This is a genomic window from Pseudomonas palmensis, from assembly GCF_017848315.1.
GTDB lineage: Bacteria > Pseudomonadota > Gammaproteobacteria > Pseudomonadales > Pseudomonadaceae > Aquipseudomonas > Aquipseudomonas palmensis.
Genome location: NZ_JAFKEC010000006.1, coordinates 18,410 through 37,677, shown reverse-complemented (window position 1 = coordinate 37,677; position 19,268 = coordinate 18,410). Strand labels below are relative to the sequence as shown.

At 64.3% G+C, this 19,268-nt stretch carries 21 protein-coding genes; 15 read left to right on the top strand and 6 right to left on the bottom strand.

What is annotated here, in order from left to right; translation table 11 throughout:
- Positions 1-99: 99 nt before the first annotated feature.
- From JZZ72_RS05610 to JZZ72_RS05545, 14 genes are all read left to right on the top strand, one after another.
- Positions 100-909 (top strand): ATP-binding cassette domain-containing protein, encoded by an 810-nt coding sequence (locus tag JZZ72_RS05610; protein ID WP_043862452.1) that lies wholly within the window; start codon positions 100-102, stop codon positions 907-909.
- Positions 909-1,706, top strand: coding sequence for a lipid asymmetry maintenance ABC transporter permease subunit MlaE (mlaE, locus tag JZZ72_RS05605; RefSeq protein ID WP_043862451.1), 798 nt, complete (start codon positions 909-911; stop codon positions 1,704-1,706). The genes JZZ72_RS05610 and mlaE overlap by 1 nt, the downstream gene beginning before the upstream one ends.
- Positions 1,706-2,173 carry an outer membrane lipid asymmetry maintenance protein MlaD gene (gene mlaD / locus JZZ72_RS05600; protein WP_043862450.1) on the top strand — a complete coding sequence of 156 codons (468 nt, stop codon included), beginning with the start codon at positions 1,706-1,708 and terminating at the stop codon, positions 2,171-2,173. Before mlaE ends, mlaD begins: the two co-directional genes overlap by 1 nt.
- Before the next feature lie 9 nt (positions 2,174-2,182).
- Positions 2,183-2,833, top strand: a complete 651-nt coding sequence (locus JZZ72_RS05595) for an MlaC/ttg2D family ABC transporter substrate-binding protein (protein WP_043862449.1) — start codon at positions 2,183-2,185, stop codon at positions 2,831-2,833.
- A complete protein-coding gene (locus tag JZZ72_RS05590) occupies positions 2,830-3,132 on the top strand; it encodes an STAS domain-containing protein (protein ID WP_210014156.1) in 303 nt (100 codons plus the stop codon). The genes JZZ72_RS05595 and JZZ72_RS05590 overlap by 4 nt, the downstream gene beginning before the upstream one ends.
- A 115-nt stretch (positions 3,133-3,247) precedes the next feature.
- Entirely contained in the window at positions 3,248-3,487 is a 240-nt protein-coding gene (locus tag JZZ72_RS05585) for a BolA family protein (protein WP_010223373.1), read from the top strand.
- 23 nt (positions 3,488-3,510) lie between these two features.
- Entirely contained in the window at positions 3,511-4,776 is a 1,266-nt protein-coding gene (murA, locus tag JZZ72_RS05580) for a UDP-N-acetylglucosamine 1-carboxyvinyltransferase (RefSeq protein WP_043862447.1), read from the top strand.
- 97 nt (positions 4,777-4,873) lie between these two features.
- The gene (gene hisG / locus JZZ72_RS05575; RefSeq protein WP_043862446.1) at positions 4,874-5,509 is read left to right on the top strand and encodes an ATP phosphoribosyltransferase; all 636 of its coding nucleotides are present in this window, start codon (positions 4,874-4,876) and stop codon (positions 5,507-5,509) included.
- Positions 5,510-5,635: 126 nt separating this feature from the next.
- A complete protein-coding gene (hisD, locus tag JZZ72_RS05570) occupies positions 5,636-6,976 on the top strand; it encodes a histidinol dehydrogenase (protein ID WP_043862445.1) in 1,341 nt (446 codons plus the stop codon).
- A gap of 2 nt (positions 6,977-6,978) precedes the next feature.
- A complete protein-coding gene (gene hisC, locus JZZ72_RS05565) occupies positions 6,979-8,025 on the top strand; it encodes a histidinol-phosphate transaminase (protein ID WP_078479974.1) in 1,047 nt (348 codons plus the stop codon).
- Positions 8,026-8,155: 130 nt separating this feature from the next.
- On the top strand, positions 8,156-8,803 hold the full coding sequence (locus tag JZZ72_RS05560) for a FadR/GntR family transcriptional regulator (RefSeq protein WP_043862443.1): 648 nt from the start codon (positions 8,156-8,158) through the stop codon (positions 8,801-8,803).
- Positions 8,793-10,070: a CynX/NimT family MFS transporter gene (locus tag JZZ72_RS05555; RefSeq protein ID WP_210014155.1), complete on the top strand. Its 1,278-nt coding sequence runs from the start codon at positions 8,793-8,795 to the stop codon at positions 10,068-10,070. Before JZZ72_RS05560 ends, JZZ72_RS05555 begins: the two co-directional genes overlap by 11 nt.
- 152 nt (positions 10,071-10,222) lie before the next feature.
- Positions 10,223-10,693, top strand: coding sequence for a nuclear transport factor 2 family protein (locus JZZ72_RS05550; RefSeq protein ID WP_210014154.1), 471 nt, complete (start codon positions 10,223-10,225; stop codon positions 10,691-10,693).
- A gap of 40 nt (positions 10,694-10,733) precedes the next feature.
- Positions 10,734-11,027 carry a GIY-YIG nuclease family protein gene (locus tag JZZ72_RS05545; RefSeq protein WP_229589547.1) on the top strand — a complete coding sequence of 98 codons (294 nt, stop codon included), beginning with the start codon at positions 10,734-10,736 and terminating at the stop codon, positions 11,025-11,027.
- On the opposite strand, the gene yejK is transcribed toward JZZ72_RS05545, so the two are convergent.
- On the bottom strand, positions 11,008-12,015 hold the full coding sequence (gene yejK / locus JZZ72_RS05540; RefSeq protein ID WP_043862439.1) for a nucleoid-associated protein YejK: 1,008 nt from the start codon (positions 12,013-12,015) through the stop codon (positions 11,008-11,010). The two genes, JZZ72_RS05545 and yejK, sit on opposite strands and share 20 nt — an antisense overlap.
- Positions 12,016-12,423: 408 nt before the next feature.
- Here yejK and JZZ72_RS05535 point away from each other — a divergent pair, with 408 nt between their 5' ends.
- Positions 12,424-12,705, top strand: coding sequence for an HU family DNA-binding protein (locus tag JZZ72_RS05535; protein WP_009398256.1), 282 nt, complete (start codon positions 12,424-12,426; stop codon positions 12,703-12,705).
- Between the two features lie 72 nt (positions 12,706-12,777).
- Here JZZ72_RS05535 and rlmF read toward each other — a convergent pair whose 3' ends face one another.
- The 5 genes from rlmF to JZZ72_RS05510 all read right to left on the bottom strand — a co-directional run bounded on the left by rlmF (position 12,778) and on the right by JZZ72_RS05510 (position 19,245).
- On the bottom strand, positions 12,778-13,740 hold the full coding sequence (rlmF, locus tag JZZ72_RS05530) for a 23S rRNA (adenine(1618)-N(6))-methyltransferase RlmF (protein WP_210014153.1): 963 nt from the start codon (positions 13,738-13,740) through the stop codon (positions 12,778-12,780).
- Positions 13,741-13,885: 145 nt separating this feature from the next.
- Positions 13,886-16,732, bottom strand: coding sequence for a valine--tRNA ligase (locus JZZ72_RS05525; protein WP_088514592.1), 2,847 nt, complete (start codon positions 16,730-16,732; stop codon positions 13,886-13,888).
- A 171-nt stretch (positions 16,733-16,903) separates the two neighbouring features.
- Positions 16,904-17,269 carry a hypothetical protein gene (locus JZZ72_RS05520; RefSeq protein ID WP_043862436.1) on the bottom strand — a complete coding sequence of 122 codons (366 nt, stop codon included), beginning with the start codon at positions 17,267-17,269 and terminating at the stop codon, positions 16,904-16,906.
- Between the two features lie 2 nt (positions 17,270-17,271).
- Positions 17,272-17,700: a DNA polymerase III subunit chi gene (locus tag JZZ72_RS05515; RefSeq protein ID WP_043862523.1), complete on the bottom strand. Its 429-nt coding sequence runs from the start codon at positions 17,698-17,700 to the stop codon at positions 17,272-17,274.
- A gap of 51 nt (positions 17,701-17,751) precedes the next feature.
- Positions 17,752-19,245 (bottom strand): leucyl aminopeptidase, encoded by a 1,494-nt coding sequence (locus JZZ72_RS05510; protein ID WP_054916377.1) that lies wholly within the window; start codon positions 19,243-19,245, stop codon positions 17,752-17,754.
- Between the last annotated feature and the right edge of the window lie 23 nt (positions 19,246-19,268).

Genomic DNA, 19,268 nt, shown 5'->3' with positions numbered 1-19,268 from the left:
GTGCTATAGTTCGCCGCCTGTTCGGCCCGCTCGGAGCGTGCGTGCCTCCATGAAGGAGGTTGGCGTCTGAGTGAAAAGGCTGCATCGCAAGGAGTTTAGATGAGCGTTGATAACGCCTACGCGGTCGAATTGAAGGGCGTGACCTTCAAGCGCGGCGCGCGCAGCATCTTCAATAATGTCGACATACGCATTCCCCGCGGCAAGGTTACCGGCATCATGGGGCCTTCCGGGTGCGGCAAGACCACGCTGCTGCGTCTGATGGGCGCGCAACTGCGCCCCGCCAGCGGCGAGGTGTGGGTGGCCGGGCAAAACCTGCCGACCCTGTCGCGCAGCGACCTGTTCGACGCGCGCAAGCACATGGGCGTGCTGTTCCAGAGCGGTGCACTGTTCACCGACCTCGACGTGTTCGAGAACGTCGCCTTCCCGCTGCGGGTGCATACCCAGCTGCCCGAGGAAATGATCCGCGACATCGTGCTGATGAAGCTGCAGGCCGTGGGCTTGCGCGGTGCCATCGAACTGATGCCCGACGAACTGTCCGGCGGCATGAAGCGCCGTGTGGCGCTGGCCCGGGCGATTGCCCTGGACCCGCAGATCCTCATGTACGACGAACCTTTCGTCGGCCAGGACCCGATCGCCATGGGCGTGCTGGTACGCCTGATCCGCCTGCTCAACGATGCGCTGGGCATCACCAGCATCGTGGTTTCGCACGATCTTGCAGAAACCGCGAGCATTGCCGACTACCTGTATGTGGTGGGGGACGGCCAGGTACTGGGCCAGGGTACGCCGCAGGAGCTGATGGAGTCGGACAACCCGCGTATCCGCCAATTCATGAAAGGCGATCCGGATGGCCCGGTGCCCTTTCATTTTCCTGCGCCTGATTACCGCGCCGATCTGTTGGGGAAGCGTTGATGCGCAGAAAGTCATTGCTCGAACGTATTCGTCTGTTTGGTCGCTCCGCGATCGACGTGGTGGCCGTGCTGGGGCGCTCCTGCCTGTTCCTGCTGCATGCCCTGGTGGGGCGCGGCGGGATTGGCGGCGGGTTCCAGTTGCTGGTCAAGCAGCTGTACTCGGTCGGCGTGATGTCGCTGGCCATCATCGTCGTGTCCGGCGTGTTCATCGGCATGGTGCTGGCCCTGCAGGGCTTCAGCATCCTCACCAAGTACGGTTCGGAACAGGCGGTGGGGCAGATGGTTGCCCTGACCCTGCTGCGTGAACTGGGCCCGGTGGTGACCGCGCTGCTGTTCGCCGGGCGGGCCGGGTCGGCGCTGACGGCCGAAATCGGCAACATGAAATCCACCGAACAGCTGTCGAGCCTGGAGATGATCGGCGTCGACCCGCTCAAGTACATCGTTGCACCGCGCCTGTGGGCCGGCTTCATCTCGCTGCCGCTGCTGGCGATGATCTTCAGCGTGGTCGGCATCTGGGGCGGGTCCTGGGTGGCGGTGGACTGGCTGGGAGTCTATGAAGGTTCCTTCTGGTCGAACATGCAGAACAGCGTTTCGTTCGTCGACGATGTACTCAACGGGGTGCTCAAGAGCCTCGTGTTTGCCTTCGTCGTCACCTGGATTGCCGTATTCCAAGGCTATGACTGTGAGCCCACTTCAGAGGGGATCAGCCGTGCCACTACCAAGACCGTGGTCTATGCCTCGCTGGCAGTCCTGGGTCTGGACTTTATTCTGACCGCCTTGATGTTTGGAGATTTCTGATGCAAAACCGCACCCTGGAAATCGGTGTCGGCCTGTTCCTCCTGGCCGGGATCCTGGCACTGCTTCTGCTGGCCCTGCGCGTCAGCGGCCTGTCCGCCAGCCCGAGCAGCGATACCTATAAACTTTACGCCTACTTCGACAATATCGCCGGTTTGACTGTCAGAGCTAAAGTGACCATGGCCGGTGTAACCATCGGCAAGGTCACGGCCATCGATCTGGACCGCGATACCTATACCGGTCGGGTGACGTTGCAGCTGGAAAAACGCGTCGACAACCTGCCGACCGATTCCACCGCCTCGATCCTGACCGCCGGGTTGCTCGGCGAGAAGTACATCGGCATCAGCGTGGGCGGTGAGGAAGCGGTGCTCAAGGAAGGTGGAACCATCCATGACACCCAGTCGGCGCTGGTACTGGAAGATCTGATTGGCAAGTTTTTGCTCAATACCGTTGGCAAAGAAGCTAAATAAGGAGTTTCCATGATTTCCATCCTGCGACGCGGCCTGTTGGTATTGCTGGCGAGCCTGCCGTTGATGGCCGTTGCGGCCACGCAATCGCCCAAAGAAGTGATCCAGACCACCACCACGCAACTGCTGTCCGACCTCAAGGCGAACAAGGAGCAGTACAAGGCCAACCCCAGCGCGTTCTACGATGCGCTCAACGCCAACCTGGGACCGGTGGTGGATGCCGATGGCATCTCCCGCAGCATCATGACGGTCAAGTACTCGCGCAAGGCTACCCCGGCCCAGATGCAGCGCTTCCAGGAAAACTTCAAGCGCAGCCTGATGCAGTTCTATGGCAACGCCCTGCTGGAATACAACAACCAGGGCATCACCGTAGGCGCCGAGAAGAAGGACGGCGACGACCGTGCCAGCGTCGACATGACGGTCAAGGGCAACAACGGCGCCGTCTACCCGGTTTCCTACACCCTGACCAAGCTCAATGGCGAGTGGAAGGTGCGTAACGTCATCGTCAACGGCATCAACATCGGCAAGCTGTTCCGTGACCAGTTCGCCGACGCCATGCAGCGCAACGGCAACGACCTGGACAAGACCATCGACGGCTGGGCCGGCGAAGTGGCCAAGGCCAAGGAAACCACCGAGCAAGCGGCCGAGAAGCAGGCCCAATGAGTGCGGCAGTCACCCTTGCCGCACCCGGCGTGCTGAGCCTGTCCGGTGTGCTGGATTACCGCACCGGCCCGGTGCTGCGCAAGCAGGGCAGGGCCCTGATTGCTGCCAGTCGCGAGCCTTCGCTGGTGCTGGACTGTTCGGCGGTGGAGCTTTCCAGCAGCGTGGGTCTGTCCCTGCTGCTGGCCTTCACCCGTGACGGGCAGGCGGCGGGCAAGGCCATCGAGGTGCGCGGCATGCCCCATGGCATGCACGAAATCGCTCAGGTGTACGGGCTCGGCGAGCTGCTGGCCGGTCAATAAATACGGGTGCGCGACGGGCCCCTCTGTCAGAGTCCTCGTTTACGGGGTTCGCAGGCGAGGGGCTTTTTTGTATGATGGCCGACCCGCGCGCACAGGGCGCCGATTGAGGTTGAGCATGCAGGCCGTAGAAGTTAAGAACTTCCTTGAAGAAAAGTTGCCGGGAACCCGGGTCGAAGTTGAAGGCGAAGGCTGCAACTTCCAGCTGAACGTAATCAGTGACGAATTGGCGGCCCTGAGCCCGGTCAAACGTCAGCAGCAGATCTATGCTCACCTGAACCCGTGGATCACCGATGGCAGCATCCATGCGGTAACCATGAAATTTTTCAGCAGCGCAGCCTGGGCTGAGCGCACCTGAGCCAACTTGGCGGCGAGATTCCAATGGACAAACTGATTATCACTGGCGGCGTTCGTCTCGATGGCGAAATCCGCATTTCCGGCGCAAAGAACGCAGCGCTGCCGATTCTGGCGGCCACCCTGCTGTGCGACGGCCCGGTCACCGTCGGCAACCTGCCGCACCTGCACGACATCACCACCATGATCGAGCTGTTCGGTCGCATGGGCATCGAGCCTGTGATCGACGAGAAGCTCGCGGTGGAGATCGACCCACGCACCATCAAGACCCTGGTCGCGCCGTATGAGCTGGTGAAGACCATGCGCGCCTCGATCCTGGTGCTGGGCCCGATGGTCGCCCGTTTCGGCGAGGCCGAAGTGGCCCTGCCTGGCGGTTGCGCCATTGGCTCGCGCCCGGTCGACCTGCACATCCGCGGCCTCGAGGCGATGGGCGCGAAGATCGAAGTCGAAGGCGGCTACATCAAGGCCAAGGCGCCTGAAGGCGGCCTGCGCGGTGCGCACTTCTTCTTCGACACCGTCAGCGTGACCGGTACCGAGAACATCATGATGGCCGCTGCCCTGGCCAAGGGCCGCAGCGTGCTGCAGAACGCCGCACGCGAGCCGGAAGTGGTCGACCTGGCCAACTTCCTCAACGCCATGGGCGCCAAGGTGCAGGGTGCCGGTACCGACACCATCACCATCGACGGCGTCGAGCGCCTGGGGTCGGCGGTATACCGCGTGATGCCCGACCGTATCGAGACCGGCACCTACCTGGTGGCCGCTGCCGTGACCGGCGGTCGCGTCAAGGTCAAGGACACCGATCCGACCATCCTCGAGGCGGTACTGGAGAAGCTCAAGGAAGCCGGTGCCGAAATCACCACCGGTGAAGACTGGATCGAGCTGGACATGCACGGCAAGCGGCCAAAAGCCGTGAACCTGCGCACCGCCCCGTACCCGGCGTTCCCTACCGACATGCAGGCGCAGTTCATCTCCCTCAACGCCATTGCCGAAGGCACCGGCGCGGTGATCGAGACGATCTTCGAAAACCGCTTCATGCACGTGTACGAGATGCACCGCATGGGCGCGCAGATCCAGGTCGAAGGCAACACCGCCATCGTCACCGGCACCAAGACCCTCAAGGGCGCTCCGGTCATGGCCACCGACCTGCGGGCTTCGGCCAGCCTGGTCATTTCGGCGCTGGTCGCCGAGGGCGACACCCTGATCGATCGCATCTACCACATAGACCGTGGCTACGAGTGCATCGAAGAGAAACTGCAGATGCTGGGCGCGAAGATCCGTCGCGTACCGGGCTAGCCCTGCACTCGGCGCAGGGACGCGCCACAAGAATCGATTGCCGTCGGGCGCCTGCACGGGTCCGGCGGCTAAAGCCGCTTAAGGATTGACGTTTCCCATGTTGACCATCGCGCTGTCCAAGGGCCGCATTCTCGACGACACCCTGCCATTGCTGGCAGAGGCGGGCATCGTGCCTACCGAGAATCCGGACAAAAGCCGCAAGCTGATCATCCCGACCACCCAGGACGATGTGCGCCTGCTGATCGTGCGTGCCACCGACGTGCCGACCTACGTCGAGCATGGCGCCGCCGACCTGGGCGTGGCCGGCAAGGACGTGCTGATGGAGTACGGCGGCCAGGGCCTGTACGAGCCGCTGGACCTGCAGATTGCCCAATGCAAGCTGATGACCGCCGGTGCCATCGGCGCTGCCGAACCCAAGGGGCGCCTGCGCGTGGCCACCAAGTTCGTCAACGTCGCCAAGCGCTACTACGCCGAGCAGGGCCGTCAGGTCGACATCATCAAGCTGTACGGCTCGATGGAGCTGGCACCGCTGATCAACCTGGCCGACAAGATCATCGACGTGGTCGACACCGGCAACACCCTGCGTGCCAACGGCCTGGAACCCCAGGAACTGATCGCCACCATCAGCTCCCGGCTGGTGGTCAACAAGGCCTCGATGAAGATGCAGCACGCACGCATCCAGAGCCTGATCGACGCCTTGCGTCTGGCCGTGGAATCGCGACACCGCGGCTGACTTCTGCGCGCGACCTTCGCTGTCGCGCCCGTCTATCCGCGTCATAGCCAATTTTCTCGGGTGCCCGCGCGGATGGACTGGTAGCTTAGGGCGCCTGAGCATCCGCCATTTACCGAGGCCTTAGCCATGACCACGTCCACTGCAATTCGCCGACTCAACGCTGCTGACCCGGATTTCGCCCGACATCTGGATCATCTGCTGAGCTGGGAAAGCGTGTCTGACGATGCGGTCAACCAGCGGGTGCTGGACATCATCAAGGCCGTGCGCGAGCGCGGCGACGCGGCGCTGGTGGAATTCACCCAGCGTTTCGACGGCGTCCAGGCCACCTCCATCGATGACCTGATCCTGGGGCGCGAGCGCCTGGAGCTGGCCCTGAGTCGCATCACCCCGGCGCAGCGCGAGGCGCTGGAAACCGCCGCCCGCCGGGTGCGCAGCTACCACGAAAGGCAGAAGCAGGACTCCTGGACCTACACCGAGGCCGACGGCACCGTGCTGGGCCAGAAGGTCACGCCGCTGGACCGCGCCGGGCTGTACGTACCGGGTGGCAAGGCGTCGTACCCTTCGTCGGTACTGATGAACGCGATTCCGGCCAAGGTTGCCGGGGTGTCCGAAGTGGTCATGGTGGTACCCACCCCGCGTGGTGAAATCAACGAGCTGGTGCTGGCTGCGGCGTGCATCGCCGGGGTCGACCGGGTGTTCACCATCGGTGGCGCCCAGGCGGTTGCCGCACTGGCCTACGGCACCGAGAGCGTGCCGCAGGTAGACAAGGTGGTCGGCCCGGGCAACATCTACGTGGCCACCGCCAAGCGCCATGTGTTTGGCCAGGTGGGCATCGACATGATTGCCGGCCCGTCGGAGATCCTTGTGGTGTGCGACGGCCAGACCGACCCGGACTGGATCGCCATGGACCTGTTCTCCCAGGCCGAGCATGACGAAGACGCCCAGGCGATTCTGGTCAGCCCCGATGCCGAGTTCCTCGACCGCGTGGCCGCAAGCATCGACAAGCTGCTGCCGGGCATGGACCGCGCCGAGATCATCCAGACCTCCATCAATGGCCGTGGCGCACTGATCCACGTGCGCGACATGCAGCAGGCCATCGAGGTGGCCAACCGCATCGCCCCCGAGCACCTGGAGTTGTCGGTGGCCGACCCGCAGGCCTGGTTGCCGCAGATCCGCCATGCCGGTGCGATCTTCATGGGCCGCCACACCAGCGAAGCGCTGGGCGACTACTGCGCTGGCCCCAACCACGTGCTGCCTACCTCCGGCACCGCACGGTTCTCCTCGCCGCTGGGGGTGTACGACTTCCAGAAGCGTTCCTCGATCATCTTCTGTTCCGAGCAGGGCGCTTCGGACCTGGGTCGCACCGCGTCGGTGCTTGCCCGTGGCGAATCCCTGAGCGCGCACGCACGCAGCGCCGAATACCGCATCCTTGGCGATCACACCCCTGTCGATAAAGAGGGCAACTGAGCATGAGCAAATTCTGGAGCCCCTTCGTCAAGGACCTGGTGCCTTACGTGCCGGGCGAGCAGCCCAAGCTGAGCAAGCTGGTCAAGCTCAACACCAACGAAAACCCCTATGGCCCTTCGCCAAAGGCGCTGGAGGCCATGCGCGGCGAGCTCAACGACAACCTGCGCCTGTACCCGGACCCCAATGGCGACCGGCTCAAGCAGGCGGTGGCCAGCTACTACGGCGTGCAGGCCAGCCAGGTGTTCCTGGGCAACGGTTCGGACGAAGTGCTCGCGCACATTTTCCACGGCCTGTTCCAGCACGATGCGCCGCTGCTGTTCCCCGACATCAGCTACAGCTTCTACCCGGTGTACTGCGGCCTGTACGGCATCCCGTATGAGGCGGTAACGCTGGACGAGCAGTTCCAGATTCGTGTCGAGGATTACCAGCGCGCCAACGGCGGCATCATCTTCCCCAACCCGAACGCACCCACTGGCTGCCTGCTGGCGCTGGAGGCAGTCGAGCAGATGCTGCAGGCCAACCCGGATTCGGTGGTGGTGGTCGACGAAGCCTACATCGACTTCGGCGGCCAGACCGCCATCAGCCTGGTGGACCGCTACCCGAACCTGCTGGTGACCCAGACCTTGTCCAAGTCGCGTTCCCTGGCCGGCCTGCGGGTCGGGCTGGCGGTCGGCCACCCGGACCTGATCGAGGCGCTGGAGCGCATCAAGAACAGCTTCAACTCCTATCCGCTGGATCGCCTGGCCATCGTCGGCGCGGCGGCGGCGTTCGAGGACCAGGCGTATTTCGAACAGACCTGCCGTCAGGTGATCGACAGCCGGGAGCAGTTGGTGGCGCAGTTGACCGACCGCGGTTTCCAGGTGCTGCCGTCGGCGGCCAACTTCATCTTTGCCCGTCACCCCGAGCAGGATGCCGCTGCGCTGGCGGCCAAGTTGCGCGAGCAGGGCGTGATCGTGCGCCACTTCAAGCAGCAGCGCATCGCGCAGTTCCTGCGTATCAGCATCGGTACGCCCGAGCAGAACCAGGCGCTGCTCGACGCCTTGAACTGATCGCGCCTTGTCTTTCGCCAGCTAGGCGGGCTCCTGCGGGAGCCGGCCTAGCTGGCGATTGCATCGACGTGGCCCGACAGGCTATTCTCCGCCCCTCAGATTCGTCCGATGATTGGATGTAAGCACGTCAATGACTCAACTCATCAAACGCTCCCTTGTCGAGCAGGCCGTCGAACAACTGCGCCAGCGCGTCGCCGATGGCGCCTGGGCCGTCGGCCAGCGCCTGCCCACCGAGCCCGAACTGGCCCTGGAACTGGGCATCAGTCGCAATACCGTGCGTGAAGCGATGCGCGTGCTCGCCTTCAGCGGCCTGGTCGAAGTGCGCCAGGGCGACGGTACCTACCTGCGCGCCAATGTCGACCCGCTGGCCACCGTGCAGGTGCTGTCGCGTTGCAGCCTCGAGCAGGCCCGCGAAACCCGGCACATCCTCGAAGCCGAGGCCATCGGGCTGGCGGCGCTGCGCCGCACCGACGACGACCTCAAGGGGCTGCATGAAGCCCTGCAGCACAGCGCCGAGCACTTTCACGACGACCTCGACAGCTACGTGGCCTGCGACCTGGTGTTTCACCAGCGCCTGGTGGACGCCGCACACAACCCGGCATTGAGCGAGCTGTACCGCTACTTCTCCGCCGTGGTGGCGTGCGCCGTGCACCACAACATGCGCGAATCGCGTTGCCAGGGCGTGTTCGACCTGCACCGCGACATCCTGCAGGCGGTCGAGCAACGCGACCCGGAACGGGCCAAGGCCCTGAGCAGAACCCTTATCAATGAAGCCTGACGCAGAGACAGCCATGCCCAAACCCAACCCGCCGCTCGAAGAACTCCTGATCGACGCCGAAGCCGACGACGCCCAGTTGCAACCGCCCGCCGTGCTGCAGCGCCCGTGGCTGTTGCTGCTGGGGCTGGTACTGGTGGCACTGAACCTGCGCCCGGCGCTGTCGAGCATGGCGCCGTTGCTCGGGCAGGTGTCCGACAGCCTGGGGCTGAGTGCTTCGCAGGCCGGCCTGCTGACCACGCTGCCGGTACTGTGCCTGGGCCTGTTCGCGCCGCTGGCACCGATCCTGGCGCGTCGCTTCGGCAGCGAGCGGGTGGTGCTGGGCATTCTGCTCACGCTGGCGTGCGGCATCTTGCTGCGCAGCTCGCTGGGCAGTGTGGGGCTGTTTGCCGGCAGCATCCTGGCCGGGGCCAGCATCGGCGTGATTGGCGTGCTGCTGCCGGGCATCGTCAAGCGCGACTTCCCCAAGCATGCCGGCGCCCTGACCGGCGTGTACACCATGGCCCTGTGCCTGGGCGCGGCCCTGGCGGCCGGCGCCACCGTGCCGTTGAGCCAGCACTTCGACGACAGCTGGGCGCTGGGCCTGGGTGTCTGGCTGATTCCGGCGGTGGTGGCGGCGCTGTTCTGGCTGCCCCAGGCGCGCCACGGGCATGGCAAGCATGCGGTGGCTTATCGGGTGAGGGGGCTGCTGCGCGATCCGCTGGCCTGGCAGGTGACCCTGTACATGGGCCTGCAGTCGTCGCTGGCGTACATCGTGTTCGGCTGGCTGCCCTCGATTCTGATCGGCCGTGGCCTGAGCCCGACCGAGGCCGGGCTGGTGCTGTCCGGTTCGGTCATCGTGCAACTGGCCAGTGCCCTGACCGCGCCGTGGCTGGCCACCCGTGGCAAGGACCAGCGCCTGGCCATCGTGCTGGTGATGCTGCTGACCCTGGCCGGCCTGTTCGGCTGCCTGTATGCCCCGTTAGGCGGGCTGTGGGGCTGGGCGGTGGTACTGGGTATCGGGCAGGGCGGCACCTTTGCCCTGGCGCTGACCCTGATCGTGTTGCGGTCGAAGGACTCGCATGTGGCGGCCAACCTGTCGAGCATGGCCCAAGGCATCGGCTATACCCTGGCCTCGATGGGGCCGTTCGCGGTGGGCCTGGTGCATGACGTGACCGGTGGCTGGGACGCAGTGGGCTGGATCTTCGCGGTGCTGGGCGTGGGTGCGATCGGTTTCGGGCTCAAGGCCGGGCGGTCGTTGCAGGTGGGTGTGGTCAGCGAACGGGTCTGACTTGGCGTGGCTGCCATCGCGGGTCTGCACTGCACCTGTGGGAGCGGGCCTGACCCGCGATGGGGCACATCATTCGCACCGTATATACCCGTAGCTTTCAGCCATCACTCGGCCTATCGTTCACGTCCGTTCCCCTGTAATGGACCGCGCCCATGAGCGACGCCAACATCGCGCTGATCACACGTTTCTACCAGGCCTTCCAGCGCCTCGACGCCGAGGCCATGGTCGCCTGCTACAGCCCCGAGGTGGTGTTCAGCGACCCGGCCTTCGGTACCTTGCGAGGCAAGGACGCCGCCGACATGTGGCGCATGCTCGCCAGTCGCGCCAAGGATTTCTCCCTGACCTTCGACAGCGTGCGCGCCGACGAGCGCAGCGCCACTGCGCACTGGGTGGCCACCTACCTGTTCAGCCAGACCGGTCGCGTGGTGGTCAACGACATCCTGGCACGTTTCGTGATCCGCGACGGGCTGATCGTCGAGCATCACGATCATTTCGACCTGTGGCGCTGGGCCCGCCAGGCGCTGGGTACCAAGGGCCTGCTGCTGGGCTGGACACCGCTGGTACAGGGCAAGATTCGCCAACAGGCGGCAAAAGGCCTGCGCGCATTTCAGGCCGGGCGTTGACGGGGTAAGCTGTCGCCTTCACCCCTGTACGCAGATGCCCGTGACCGAAACCCCCACCTCTCGCAAACCCTGGTATGTCTATCTGGTACGCACCGCCAACGGTTCGTTGTACTGCGGCATCAGCGACAACCCCGAGCGCCGTTTCAATGCCCATCAGAGCGGCCGCGGTGCGCGTTACTTCAGCACCAGCCCGGCAGTGGCGCTGGTGTATGTGGAAGCCTGGCCGGACAAGGCCGAGGCGCTGCGCCAGGAACGCCTGGTGAAGAAGCTGCGCAAGTCGGCCAAGGAGGCGCTGGTGGCCTCCTGGACGGGGCTCAGTCCTTGCGACGCTTGAGCTGATCGGTGAGCTGGGTGGGCAGGCCCTTGATGATCAGGGTGCCGGCCTCTTCGTCGTACTCGATCTTCGAGCCCAGCAGGTGTGCCTCGAAGCTGATCGACAGGCCCTCGGCGCGGCCGGTGAAGCGGCGGAACTGGTTCAGGGTGCGCTTGTCGGCCGGGATCTCCGGCGACAGGCCGTAGTCCTTGTTGCGGATATGGTCATAGAAGGCCCGTGGGCGGTCCTCGTCGATCAGTTCCGACAGCTCGCTCAGGGTCACCGGCTCGCCTGCCTTGGTCTGGCTGGTGGCGTACTCGACCAGGGTCTGGGTCTTTTCGCGGGCGGCTTCCTCGGGCAGGTCCTCGCTCTCGACGAAGTCGCTGAAGGCCTTGAGCAGGGTGCGGGTCTCTCCCGGGCCGTCGACGCCTTCCTGGCAGCCGATGAAGTCGCGGAAGTACTCCGAGACCTTCTTGCCGTTCTTGCCCTTGATGAACGAGATGTACTGCTTGGACTGCTTGTTGTTCTGCCACTCGGAGATGTTGATGCGAGCAGCCAGGTGCAGCTGGCCCAGGTCCAGGTGGCGCGAGGGGGTCACGTCCAGGTCGGCGTTCACCGCCACGCCTTCGCTGTGGTGCAGCAGGGCAATGGCCAGGTAGTCGGTCATGCCTTGCTGGTAGTGGGCGAACAGTACGTGGCCACCGGTGGACAGGTTCGACTCTTCCATCAGTTTCTGCAGGTGCTCGACGGCCACGCGGCTGAAGGCGGTGAAGGTCTTGCCTTCATCCAGGTATTCCTTCAGCCAGCCGCTGAACGGATGGGCGCCGGACTCGGCGTGGAACAGGCCCCAGGCTTTGCCCTGTTTGGCGTTGTAGCTGTCGTTGAGGTCGGCCAGCAGGTTCTCGATGGCGGTCGACTCGGCCAGTTCCGAGTCGCGTGCGTGCAGCACGGCAGGGCTGCCATCGGGTTTCTTGTCGATCAGGTGGACGATGCAATGACGGATCGGCATGGGATTCTCGGCTGAAAATAGGGCGCGACATACGGCGCTGCAAAGCGGCCAAGTGTAACCCAGCCGGGGGCTTGAGCAGGGTATGGATGTGTGTCGACGCAAGGGTTGTTCATTTTTTGTGCGATTTTTTGCGAAATTTGCTGCAAACCCCCGAAAAACCAGAACATTTGGCCTGTGGGAGGCGGATATTTATCGCTTCGTGTGGTAGTTTTGCCCGGTCTTGCGCACCGCGTGTGGCGCATTGCTGGCAGACCGCTGATGTCACGTCGAACCAAACGCATTTTTGTGTATCTACATACGCGATTGGCAATGGATATACCCCGGACCGCCGAAGACTCGCGGGTCTGGGCCGATGGCTGACGCTGCACTCTGCAAACCAACTGAATTTGATAGGGAAGGAACACCACCATGGCATTGACCAAAGACCAACTGATCGCCGATATCGCCGAAGCTATCGACGCGCCGAAAACCACCGCGCGTAACGCTCTGGAGCAACTGGGCCAGATCGTTGCTGATCAACTGGAAAATGGCAGCGAAATCACCCTGCCGGGTATCGGCAAGCTGAAGATCACCGAGCGTCCTGCCCGTACCGGTCGTAACCCTTCGACTGGCGCCGCCATCGAAATCGCTGCCAAGAAAGTCGTCAAGTTCGTTCCAGCCAAAGTGCTGACCGACGCTGTAAACAAGTAATTGTAAACAGCTTCTGAAAACCGCGTCCGGTGCGAGCCAGGCGCGGTTTTTTTGTGAGTGCTGCGCATGCCCCTAGGGGGCGGGTTTCGTCCAGCGCAGCTGGCGCCACGCTGCGCGCGCCTGAGGTGTCTGGAAGGTCCAGGCCACCAGGCGGCTCTGCTTCTGCCCCTGGCCCATCTCCAGCACGCGGTGCTCTACTGCGCCGGCCTTGTTCAGGGCCGCCTCGATACCCGGCAGGTTCGATGCCTTCGACACCAGGCTGCTGAACCACAGCACCTGCTGGCCCAGGGCCACGCTTTCATTCACCAGCTGGCTGACAAAGCGGATTTCACCGCCTTCGCACCACAGCTCGTTGTTCTGCCCGCCAAAGTTCAGTACCGGCAGCTTGCGCTTGGGGTCGGCCTTGCCCAGCGCCCGCCATTTGCGCTGGCTGCCACGGGTGGCTTCGTCACGCGAGGCGTGGAAGGGCGGGTTGCACAGGGTGACGTCGAAGCGTTCGTCGCTCTTGAGCAGGCCGGCGAGGATCTGCCGCGCATTGCCCTGCTGGCGCAGGCTGATGACCTTGCCCAGGCCGTTGGCCTGCACGATGGCCTTGGCGGCGCCCAGGGCCACCGGGTCGATGTCCGAGCCCAGGAAGCGCCAGCGGTAGTCGACGTGACCCAGCAGCGGATAGATGCAGTTGGCCCCGACCCCCACATCCAGTGCCTGGATCATCGCACCCCGCGGAATCTCGCCATCGTTGTCGGTGGCCAGCAGGTCGGCCAGGCCATGCAGGTAGTCGGCGCGGCCGGGTATGGGCGGGCACAGGTAGTCGGCCGGGATGTCCCAGTGCTGGATGCCGTACTGGGCCTTGAGCAGGGCGCGGTTGAACACGCGCACTGCCTCGGGGTCGGCGAAATCGATGCTCGGCTTGCCGTGGGGGTTGGTGATCATGAAGCGGCCCAGCTCGGGGCTGCTCTTGATCAGTTGCGGGAAGTCGTAGCGACCCTGGTGGCGGTTGCGCGGGTGCAGGGTGGGTTTGTTGGGTGTGGTCATGAAAGTCCCATAAAAAACGCCGGCAAGACGGGCCCCCTGTAGGAGCCGGCCTTGCCGGCGATGCAAGGCGCAGCCTTGCCAGTGCAGGTAGCAGGGCAGTGTCGCCTGCTTCGCCGGCAAGGCCGGCTCCTACAGTCAGTGAGTATTACAAGGCGGCAATCCGCGCATGCTGCTCGGTGAAGTTGGCCAGGGCCTGTTCGGCCTCGGCCAGCTTGGCGCGCTCCTTGTCGATCACCGCAGGCGGCGCCTTGTCGACGAACGCCGGGTTGGACAGCTTGCCGCCCACCCGCTGCACTTCGCCTTGCAGGCGCTGGATTTCCTTGTTCAGACGCGCCAGCTCGGCATCCTTGTCGATCAGCCCGGCCATCGGCACCAGCACCTGCAGGTCACCGACCAGGGCGGTGGCGCTCAGTGGCGCCTCGTCCTGCTCGCCCAGCACGGTGAAGGATTCGATCTTGGCCAGCTTCTTGAGCAGTGCTTCGTTTTCCTGCAGGCGACGCACGTCTTCGGCACTGGCGTTCTTGAGGAACAGCTGCAATGGCTTGCCCGGGCCGATGTTCATTTCGCCACGGATGTTGCGCACGCCCAGCATCAGTTCCTTGAGCCACTCGATATCGCCTTCGGCCGCTTCATCGATGCGGCTTTCGTTGGCCACCGGCCACGGCTGCAGCATGATGGTCTTGCCTTCGATACCGGCCAGCGGCGCCAGGCGCTGCCAGATTTCCTCGGTGATGAACGGCATGAACGGATGCGCCAGGCGCAGCGCCACTTCCAGCACGCGGACCAGGGTGCGACGGGTGCCGCGCTGGCGTTCGACCGGTGCGTTCTCGTCCCACAGTACCGGCTTGGACAGCTCCAGGTACCAGTCGCAGTACTGGTTCCAGATGAACTCGTACAGCGCCTGGGCGGCCAGGTCGAAGCGGAACTGGTCCAGCTGGCGGGTCACTTCGGCTTCGGTGCGCTGCAGCTGCGAGATGATCCAGCGGTCGGCCAGCGACAGCTCGTAGGCCTCGCCGTTCTGGCCGCAGTCCTCGCCCTTGTCCAGCACGTAGCGCGCGGCGTTCCAGATCTTGTTGCAGAAGTTGCGATAGCCTTCGACGCGGCCCATGTCGAACTTGATGTCGCGACCGGTGGACGCCAGCGAGCAGAAGGTGAAGCGCAGGGCATCGGTGCCGTAGCTGGCGATGCCTTCGGGGAACTCGGCCTTGGTCTGCTTGGCGATCTTGTCGGCCAGCTTGGGCTGCATCAGGCCGCTGGTGCGTTTCTCCAGCAGCGCGTCCAGGGTGATGCCGTCGACGATGTCCAGCGGGTCGAGCACGTTGCCCTTGGACTTGGACATCTTCTGGCCCTGGCCATCACGAACCAGACCATGCACGTACACGGTCTTGAACGGCACTTGCGGGGTACCGTCCTCGTTCTTCACCAGATGCATGGTCAACATGATCATCCGGGCAACCCAGAAGAAGATGATGTCGAAACCGGTCACCAGCACGTCGGTGGAGTGGAAGGTCTTGAGGAATTCGGTCTGCTGCGGCCAGCCCAGGGTGGAGAAGGTCCACAGGCCCGAGCTGAACCAGGTGTCGAGCACGTCGTTGTCCTGGTTCAGGACCACGTCGTCGCCCAGCCGGTGCTTGGCGCGCACTTCTTCTTCGCTGCGCCCCACATAGACCTTGCCCGACACGTCGTACCAGGCCGGAATGCGGTGGCCCCACCACAGCTGGCGGCTGATGCACCAGTCCTGGATGTCGCGCATCCAGGAGAAGTACATGTTCTCGTACTGCTTGGGCACGAACTGGATGCGGCCGTCTTCGACAGCGGCGATCGCAGGCTCGGCCAGCGGCTTGGTCGACACGTACCACTGGTCGGTCAGCCATGGCTCGATGATGGTGCCGGAGCGGTCGCCCTTGGGCACTTTCAAGGCGTGGTCGTCGACGCTGACCAGCAGGCCTGCGGCATCCAGGTCGGCAACGATCTGCTTGCGCGCCACGAAGCGGTCGAGGCCGGCGTAGGCGGCAGGCAGGCTGGCGTCCAGGCTTTCGTTCAGGCTGCCGTCGAGGTTGAACACCTGGGCTGCCGGCAGCACCGCAGCGTTCTTGTCGAAGATGTTGAGCAGCGGCAGGTTGTGGCGCTTGCCGACTTCGTAGTCGTTGAAGTCGTGGGCCGGGGTGATCTTCACGCAGCCGGTGCCGAATTCGGGGTCGCAGTAGTCATCGGCGATGATTGGGATCAGGCGACCGACCAGCGGCAGCTTGACGAACTTGCCGATCAGCGCCTGGTAGCGCTCGTCGTTCGGGTTGACGGCCACGGCGGCGTCGCCGAGCAGGGTTTCCGGACGGGTGGTGGCGACCACCAGGTGGTCCTTGCCGTCGGCCGTGGTGGCACCGTCGGCCAGCGGGTAGCGCAGGTTCCACAGATGGCCTTTCTCGTCGTGGCTTTCCACTTCGAGGTCGGAGATTGCCGTGTGCAGCTTGGTGTCCCAGTTGACCAGGCGCTTGCCGCGGTAGATCAGGCCGTCTTCATGCAGGCGCACGAAGGCTTCCTTGACCGCTTCGGACAGGCCGTCGTCCATGGTGAAGCGCTCGCGGCTCCAGTCTACCGACGAGCCCAGGCGGCGGATCTGGCGGCTGATGTTGCCACCGGACTGATCCTTCCATTCCCAGACTTTCTCGAGGAATTTGTCGCGGCCCAGGTCGTGACGGTTCTGGCCCTTGGCCTCCAGTTGACGCTCCACCAGCATCTGCGTGGCGATGCCGGCGTGGTCGGTGCCTGGTTGCCACAGGGTGTTGCGACCCTGCATGCGGCGAAAACGGATCAGGGCGTCCATGATCGCGTTGTTGAAGCCGTGACCCATGTGCAGGCTGCCGGTCACGTTCGGCGGCGGGATCATGATGGTGTACGAATCGCCCGCGCCTTGCGGGGCGAAATAATTCTCTGACTCCCAGGTGTTGTACCAGGAAGTTTCAATGGCGTGCGGCTGGTAGGTCTTATCCATGCGCGGCGGGACCCTATGGCATTTATTCAGGAAAGCCGAGAAGTATAGCGGGGATAAGGGCCGGGGCGTAGCGTGAGGTGCGGGAGTGGGGCAAAAAACTGTGGGGAATTCTTCACGTTAGGAGCCGGCCTTGCCGGCGAAGCGAGCCAAAGGCTCGCCCCCCGTTTTTGATTACGAGCGTGAGTTCAACAACCGCTCCAGGCGGGCATCCAGGCGCCGCTTGATCTCGTTCTCGATATGCGGGGTAAAGTCCTTGATCACATCCTGCATGATCAACTGCGCCGCCGCGCGCAGTTCGCTGTCCAGGTGCAGCAGGGTGTCCTGGCGGCGCGCCTGCGGGTCGGGCTCGGCAGCCGGCTCGGCAGCCACCGGGGCCCGCGCTGCCGGTTCGGCCGGCTCGAGCAGCAACGGTATCTGCTCCTCGACGGTCTCGGTCAGCAGTGGCGGTTCCAGGGCATCGTCACCCAGCAACTGGCGAATCGACTCCAGATCGTCCAGCAAATGCGCAGGTTTTGGCATGGGGGCAGGTTTGTCCATCATCAGAGTCGCTGTAAACGGTGGTCTTGCAGAGCATAGCCCTGTTCACGGTAGAAACGGAAACTCTCCCGCGCCGCCGCACGAATGGCCGGCTCCTCCACCACGATCTCGGCAATGCGGGCAAAGCGTGCGGCAAAACCGGGTACCTTCAGGTCGAGATTGACCAGCAGGTCCTGATGATCGCCCGGGTCGTCACCGACCCCCAGCGCCACCGCGCCGTGCGGGTCGTCCTCGAGCGCGCTGTGGGGCACGAAGGCCTCGCCCTTGAACGCCCACAGCCGCGCATCCAGCTCGTCGCGCTGGGCCGCATCGCTGCAGTTGAGGTACACGCGGTGCCCAAGGCGCCAGGCCTTTTCGCACAGCTTGCAGGCGAAATCCAGCCGCGCGGCAGGCGCGGGGCTGGGCAGGATATAGAAGTCGACTTTGCTCATGGTGGGGTGGCCCACCGGCTACGCCTTGCAGCGCGGCCGGTGGACGGCGCCTCAGGCGTTGGCGCGGTCGAGCAGGTATTGGGTCAGCAGCGGTACCGGGCGGCCAGTGGCGCCCTTGTCCTTGCCGCCACTGGTCCAGGCCGTGCCGGCGATGTCCAGGTGGGCCCAGTGGTAGGCCTTGGCAAAGCGCGACAGGAAGCAGCCGGCGGTAATGCTGCCCGCCTTCGGGCCGCCGATGTTGGCGATGTCGGCGAACGGGCTGTCGAGCTGCTCCTGGTATTCGTCGAACAGCGGCAGTTGCCAGGCGCGGTCGTCGGCACGCTTGCCGGCGTCCAGCAGTTGGCCGATCAGTTCGTCGTCGTTGCCCATCAGGCCCGAGGTATGGCTGCCCAGGGCGACGATGCAGGCGCCGGTCAGGGTGGCGATGTCGATCACTGCCTGCGGCTTGAAGCGCTCCACGTAGGTCAGTGCGTCGCACAGCACCAGGCGGCCTTCGGCGTCGGTGTTGAGGATTTCGACGGTCTGCCCGCTCATGGTGGTGACGATGTCGCCCGGACGGCTGGCGCCACCGCTGGGCATGTTCTCGGCACAGGCCAGTACACACACCAGGTTGATCGGCAGCTTGAGTTCGAGCACGGCACGCAGGGTGCCGAACACGCTGGCTGCACCGCCCATGTCGTACTTCATTTCATCCATGCCGGCACCGGGCTTGAGGCTGATGCCGCCGGTGTCGAAGGTGATGCCCTTGCCCACCAGTACGTAAGGCTTCTCGCTCTTCTTGGCGGCGCCCTGGTAGCTGAGCACGATCAGGCGTGGCGGCTGATCGCTGCCCTGGCCCACGGCGTAGAACGCGCCCATGCCCAGGTCCTTGATCTTCTTCTCGTCCAGCACCTCGACCTTGAGGCCCTTGAACTCCTTGCCCAGCGCCTTGGCCTGTTCGGCCAGGTAGCTTGGGTGGCAGATGTTCGGCGGCAGGTTGCCCAGGTCGCGGGTGAAGCCCATGCCGTTGGCGATCGCGGTGGCGTGCTTGACGGCGCGCTCCACCTCGGCCAGGCCGGCCTTGTCGCTGAGCAGGGTGATCTTCTTCAGGGCGATCGGCTCGGCCTTCTTGCTCTTGTAATGATCGAATACATATTGACCATCGAGCAGGCTCTCGGCCAGCAGGCGTACCTTGCCGTAGTTGGCATCGCGGCCGGTCACGGCAACGTCGTCCAGTGCCAGCACCGCATCGCTGCCAGCCAGGCCCTTGAGCACGTTTAGCACGCTGCCCGCCAGCTTGCGCCAGGCGCGGTCGGCAAGGGCGTCCTTGCCGGTCCCCACCAGCAACACGCGCTCGGCCTTGACCCCGGCCAGGCCTTGCAGCAGCAGGGTCTGGCCGACCTTGCCGGCCAGGTCGCCGCGCTTGAGCACTGCGCTCAGGGCGCCGTTGCTGGCGTCGTCCACGGCCTTGGCGGTAGCGCCCAGTGTGCGGCCTTCACCCACGCTCAGTACCAGGGTGGCGGTTTTCAAGGATGCTGCGGCTACGCTTTTTACAACCAATTCCATGTCAGGGTCCCCGAATGAACTGT

Coding starts and splice junctions, on each gene's coding strand:
- JZZ72_RS05610 (WP_043862452.1), top strand. CDS start 100: ATGAGCGTTGATAACGCCTACGCGGTCGAATTGAAGGGCGTGACCTTC.
- mlaE (WP_043862451.1), top strand. CDS start 909: ATGCGCAGAAAGTCATTGCTCGAACGTATTCGTCTGTTTGGTCGCTCC.
- mlaD (WP_043862450.1), top strand. CDS start 1,706: ATGCAAAACCGCACCCTGGAAATCGGTGTCGGCCTGTTCCTCCTGGCC.
- JZZ72_RS05595 (WP_043862449.1), top strand. CDS start 2,183: ATGATTTCCATCCTGCGACGCGGCCTGTTGGTATTGCTGGCGAGCCTG.
- JZZ72_RS05590 (WP_210014156.1), top strand. CDS start 2,830: ATGAGTGCGGCAGTCACCCTTGCCGCACCCGGCGTGCTGAGCCTGTCC.
- JZZ72_RS05585 (WP_010223373.1), top strand. CDS start 3,248: ATGCAGGCCGTAGAAGTTAAGAACTTCCTTGAAGAAAAGTTGCCGGGA.
- murA (WP_043862447.1), top strand. CDS start 3,511: ATGGACAAACTGATTATCACTGGCGGCGTTCGTCTCGATGGCGAAATC.
- hisG (WP_043862446.1), top strand. CDS start 4,874: ATGTTGACCATCGCGCTGTCCAAGGGCCGCATTCTCGACGACACCCTG.
- hisD (WP_043862445.1), top strand. CDS start 5,636: ATGACCACGTCCACTGCAATTCGCCGACTCAACGCTGCTGACCCGGAT.
- hisC (WP_078479974.1), top strand. CDS start 6,979: ATGAGCAAATTCTGGAGCCCCTTCGTCAAGGACCTGGTGCCTTACGTG.
- JZZ72_RS05560 (WP_043862443.1), top strand. CDS start 8,156: ATGACTCAACTCATCAAACGCTCCCTTGTCGAGCAGGCCGTCGAACAA.
- JZZ72_RS05555 (WP_210014155.1), top strand. CDS start 8,793: ATGAAGCCTGACGCAGAGACAGCCATGCCCAAACCCAACCCGCCGCTC.
- JZZ72_RS05550 (WP_210014154.1), top strand. CDS start 10,223: ATGAGCGACGCCAACATCGCGCTGATCACACGTTTCTACCAGGCCTTC.
- yejK (WP_043862439.1), bottom strand. CDS start 12,015: ATGCCGATCCGTCATTGCATCGTCCACCTGATCGACAAGAAACCCGAT.
- JZZ72_RS05535 (WP_009398256.1), top strand. CDS start 12,424: ATGGCATTGACCAAAGACCAACTGATCGCCGATATCGCCGAAGCTATC.
- rlmF (WP_210014153.1), bottom strand. CDS start 13,740: ATGACCACACCCAACAAACCCACCCTGCACCCGCGCAACCGCCACCAG.
- JZZ72_RS05525 (WP_088514592.1), bottom strand. CDS start 16,732: ATGGATAAGACCTACCAGCCGCACGCCATTGAAACTTCCTGGTACAAC.
- JZZ72_RS05520 (WP_043862436.1), bottom strand. CDS start 17,269: ATGGACAAACCTGCCCCCATGCCAAAACCTGCGCATTTGCTGGACGAT.
- JZZ72_RS05515 (WP_043862523.1), bottom strand. CDS start 17,700: ATGAGCAAAGTCGACTTCTATATCCTGCCCAGCCCCGCGCCTGCCGCG.
- JZZ72_RS05510 (WP_054916377.1), bottom strand. CDS start 19,245: ATGGAATTGGTTGTAAAAAGCGTAGCCGCAGCATCCTTGAAAACCGCC.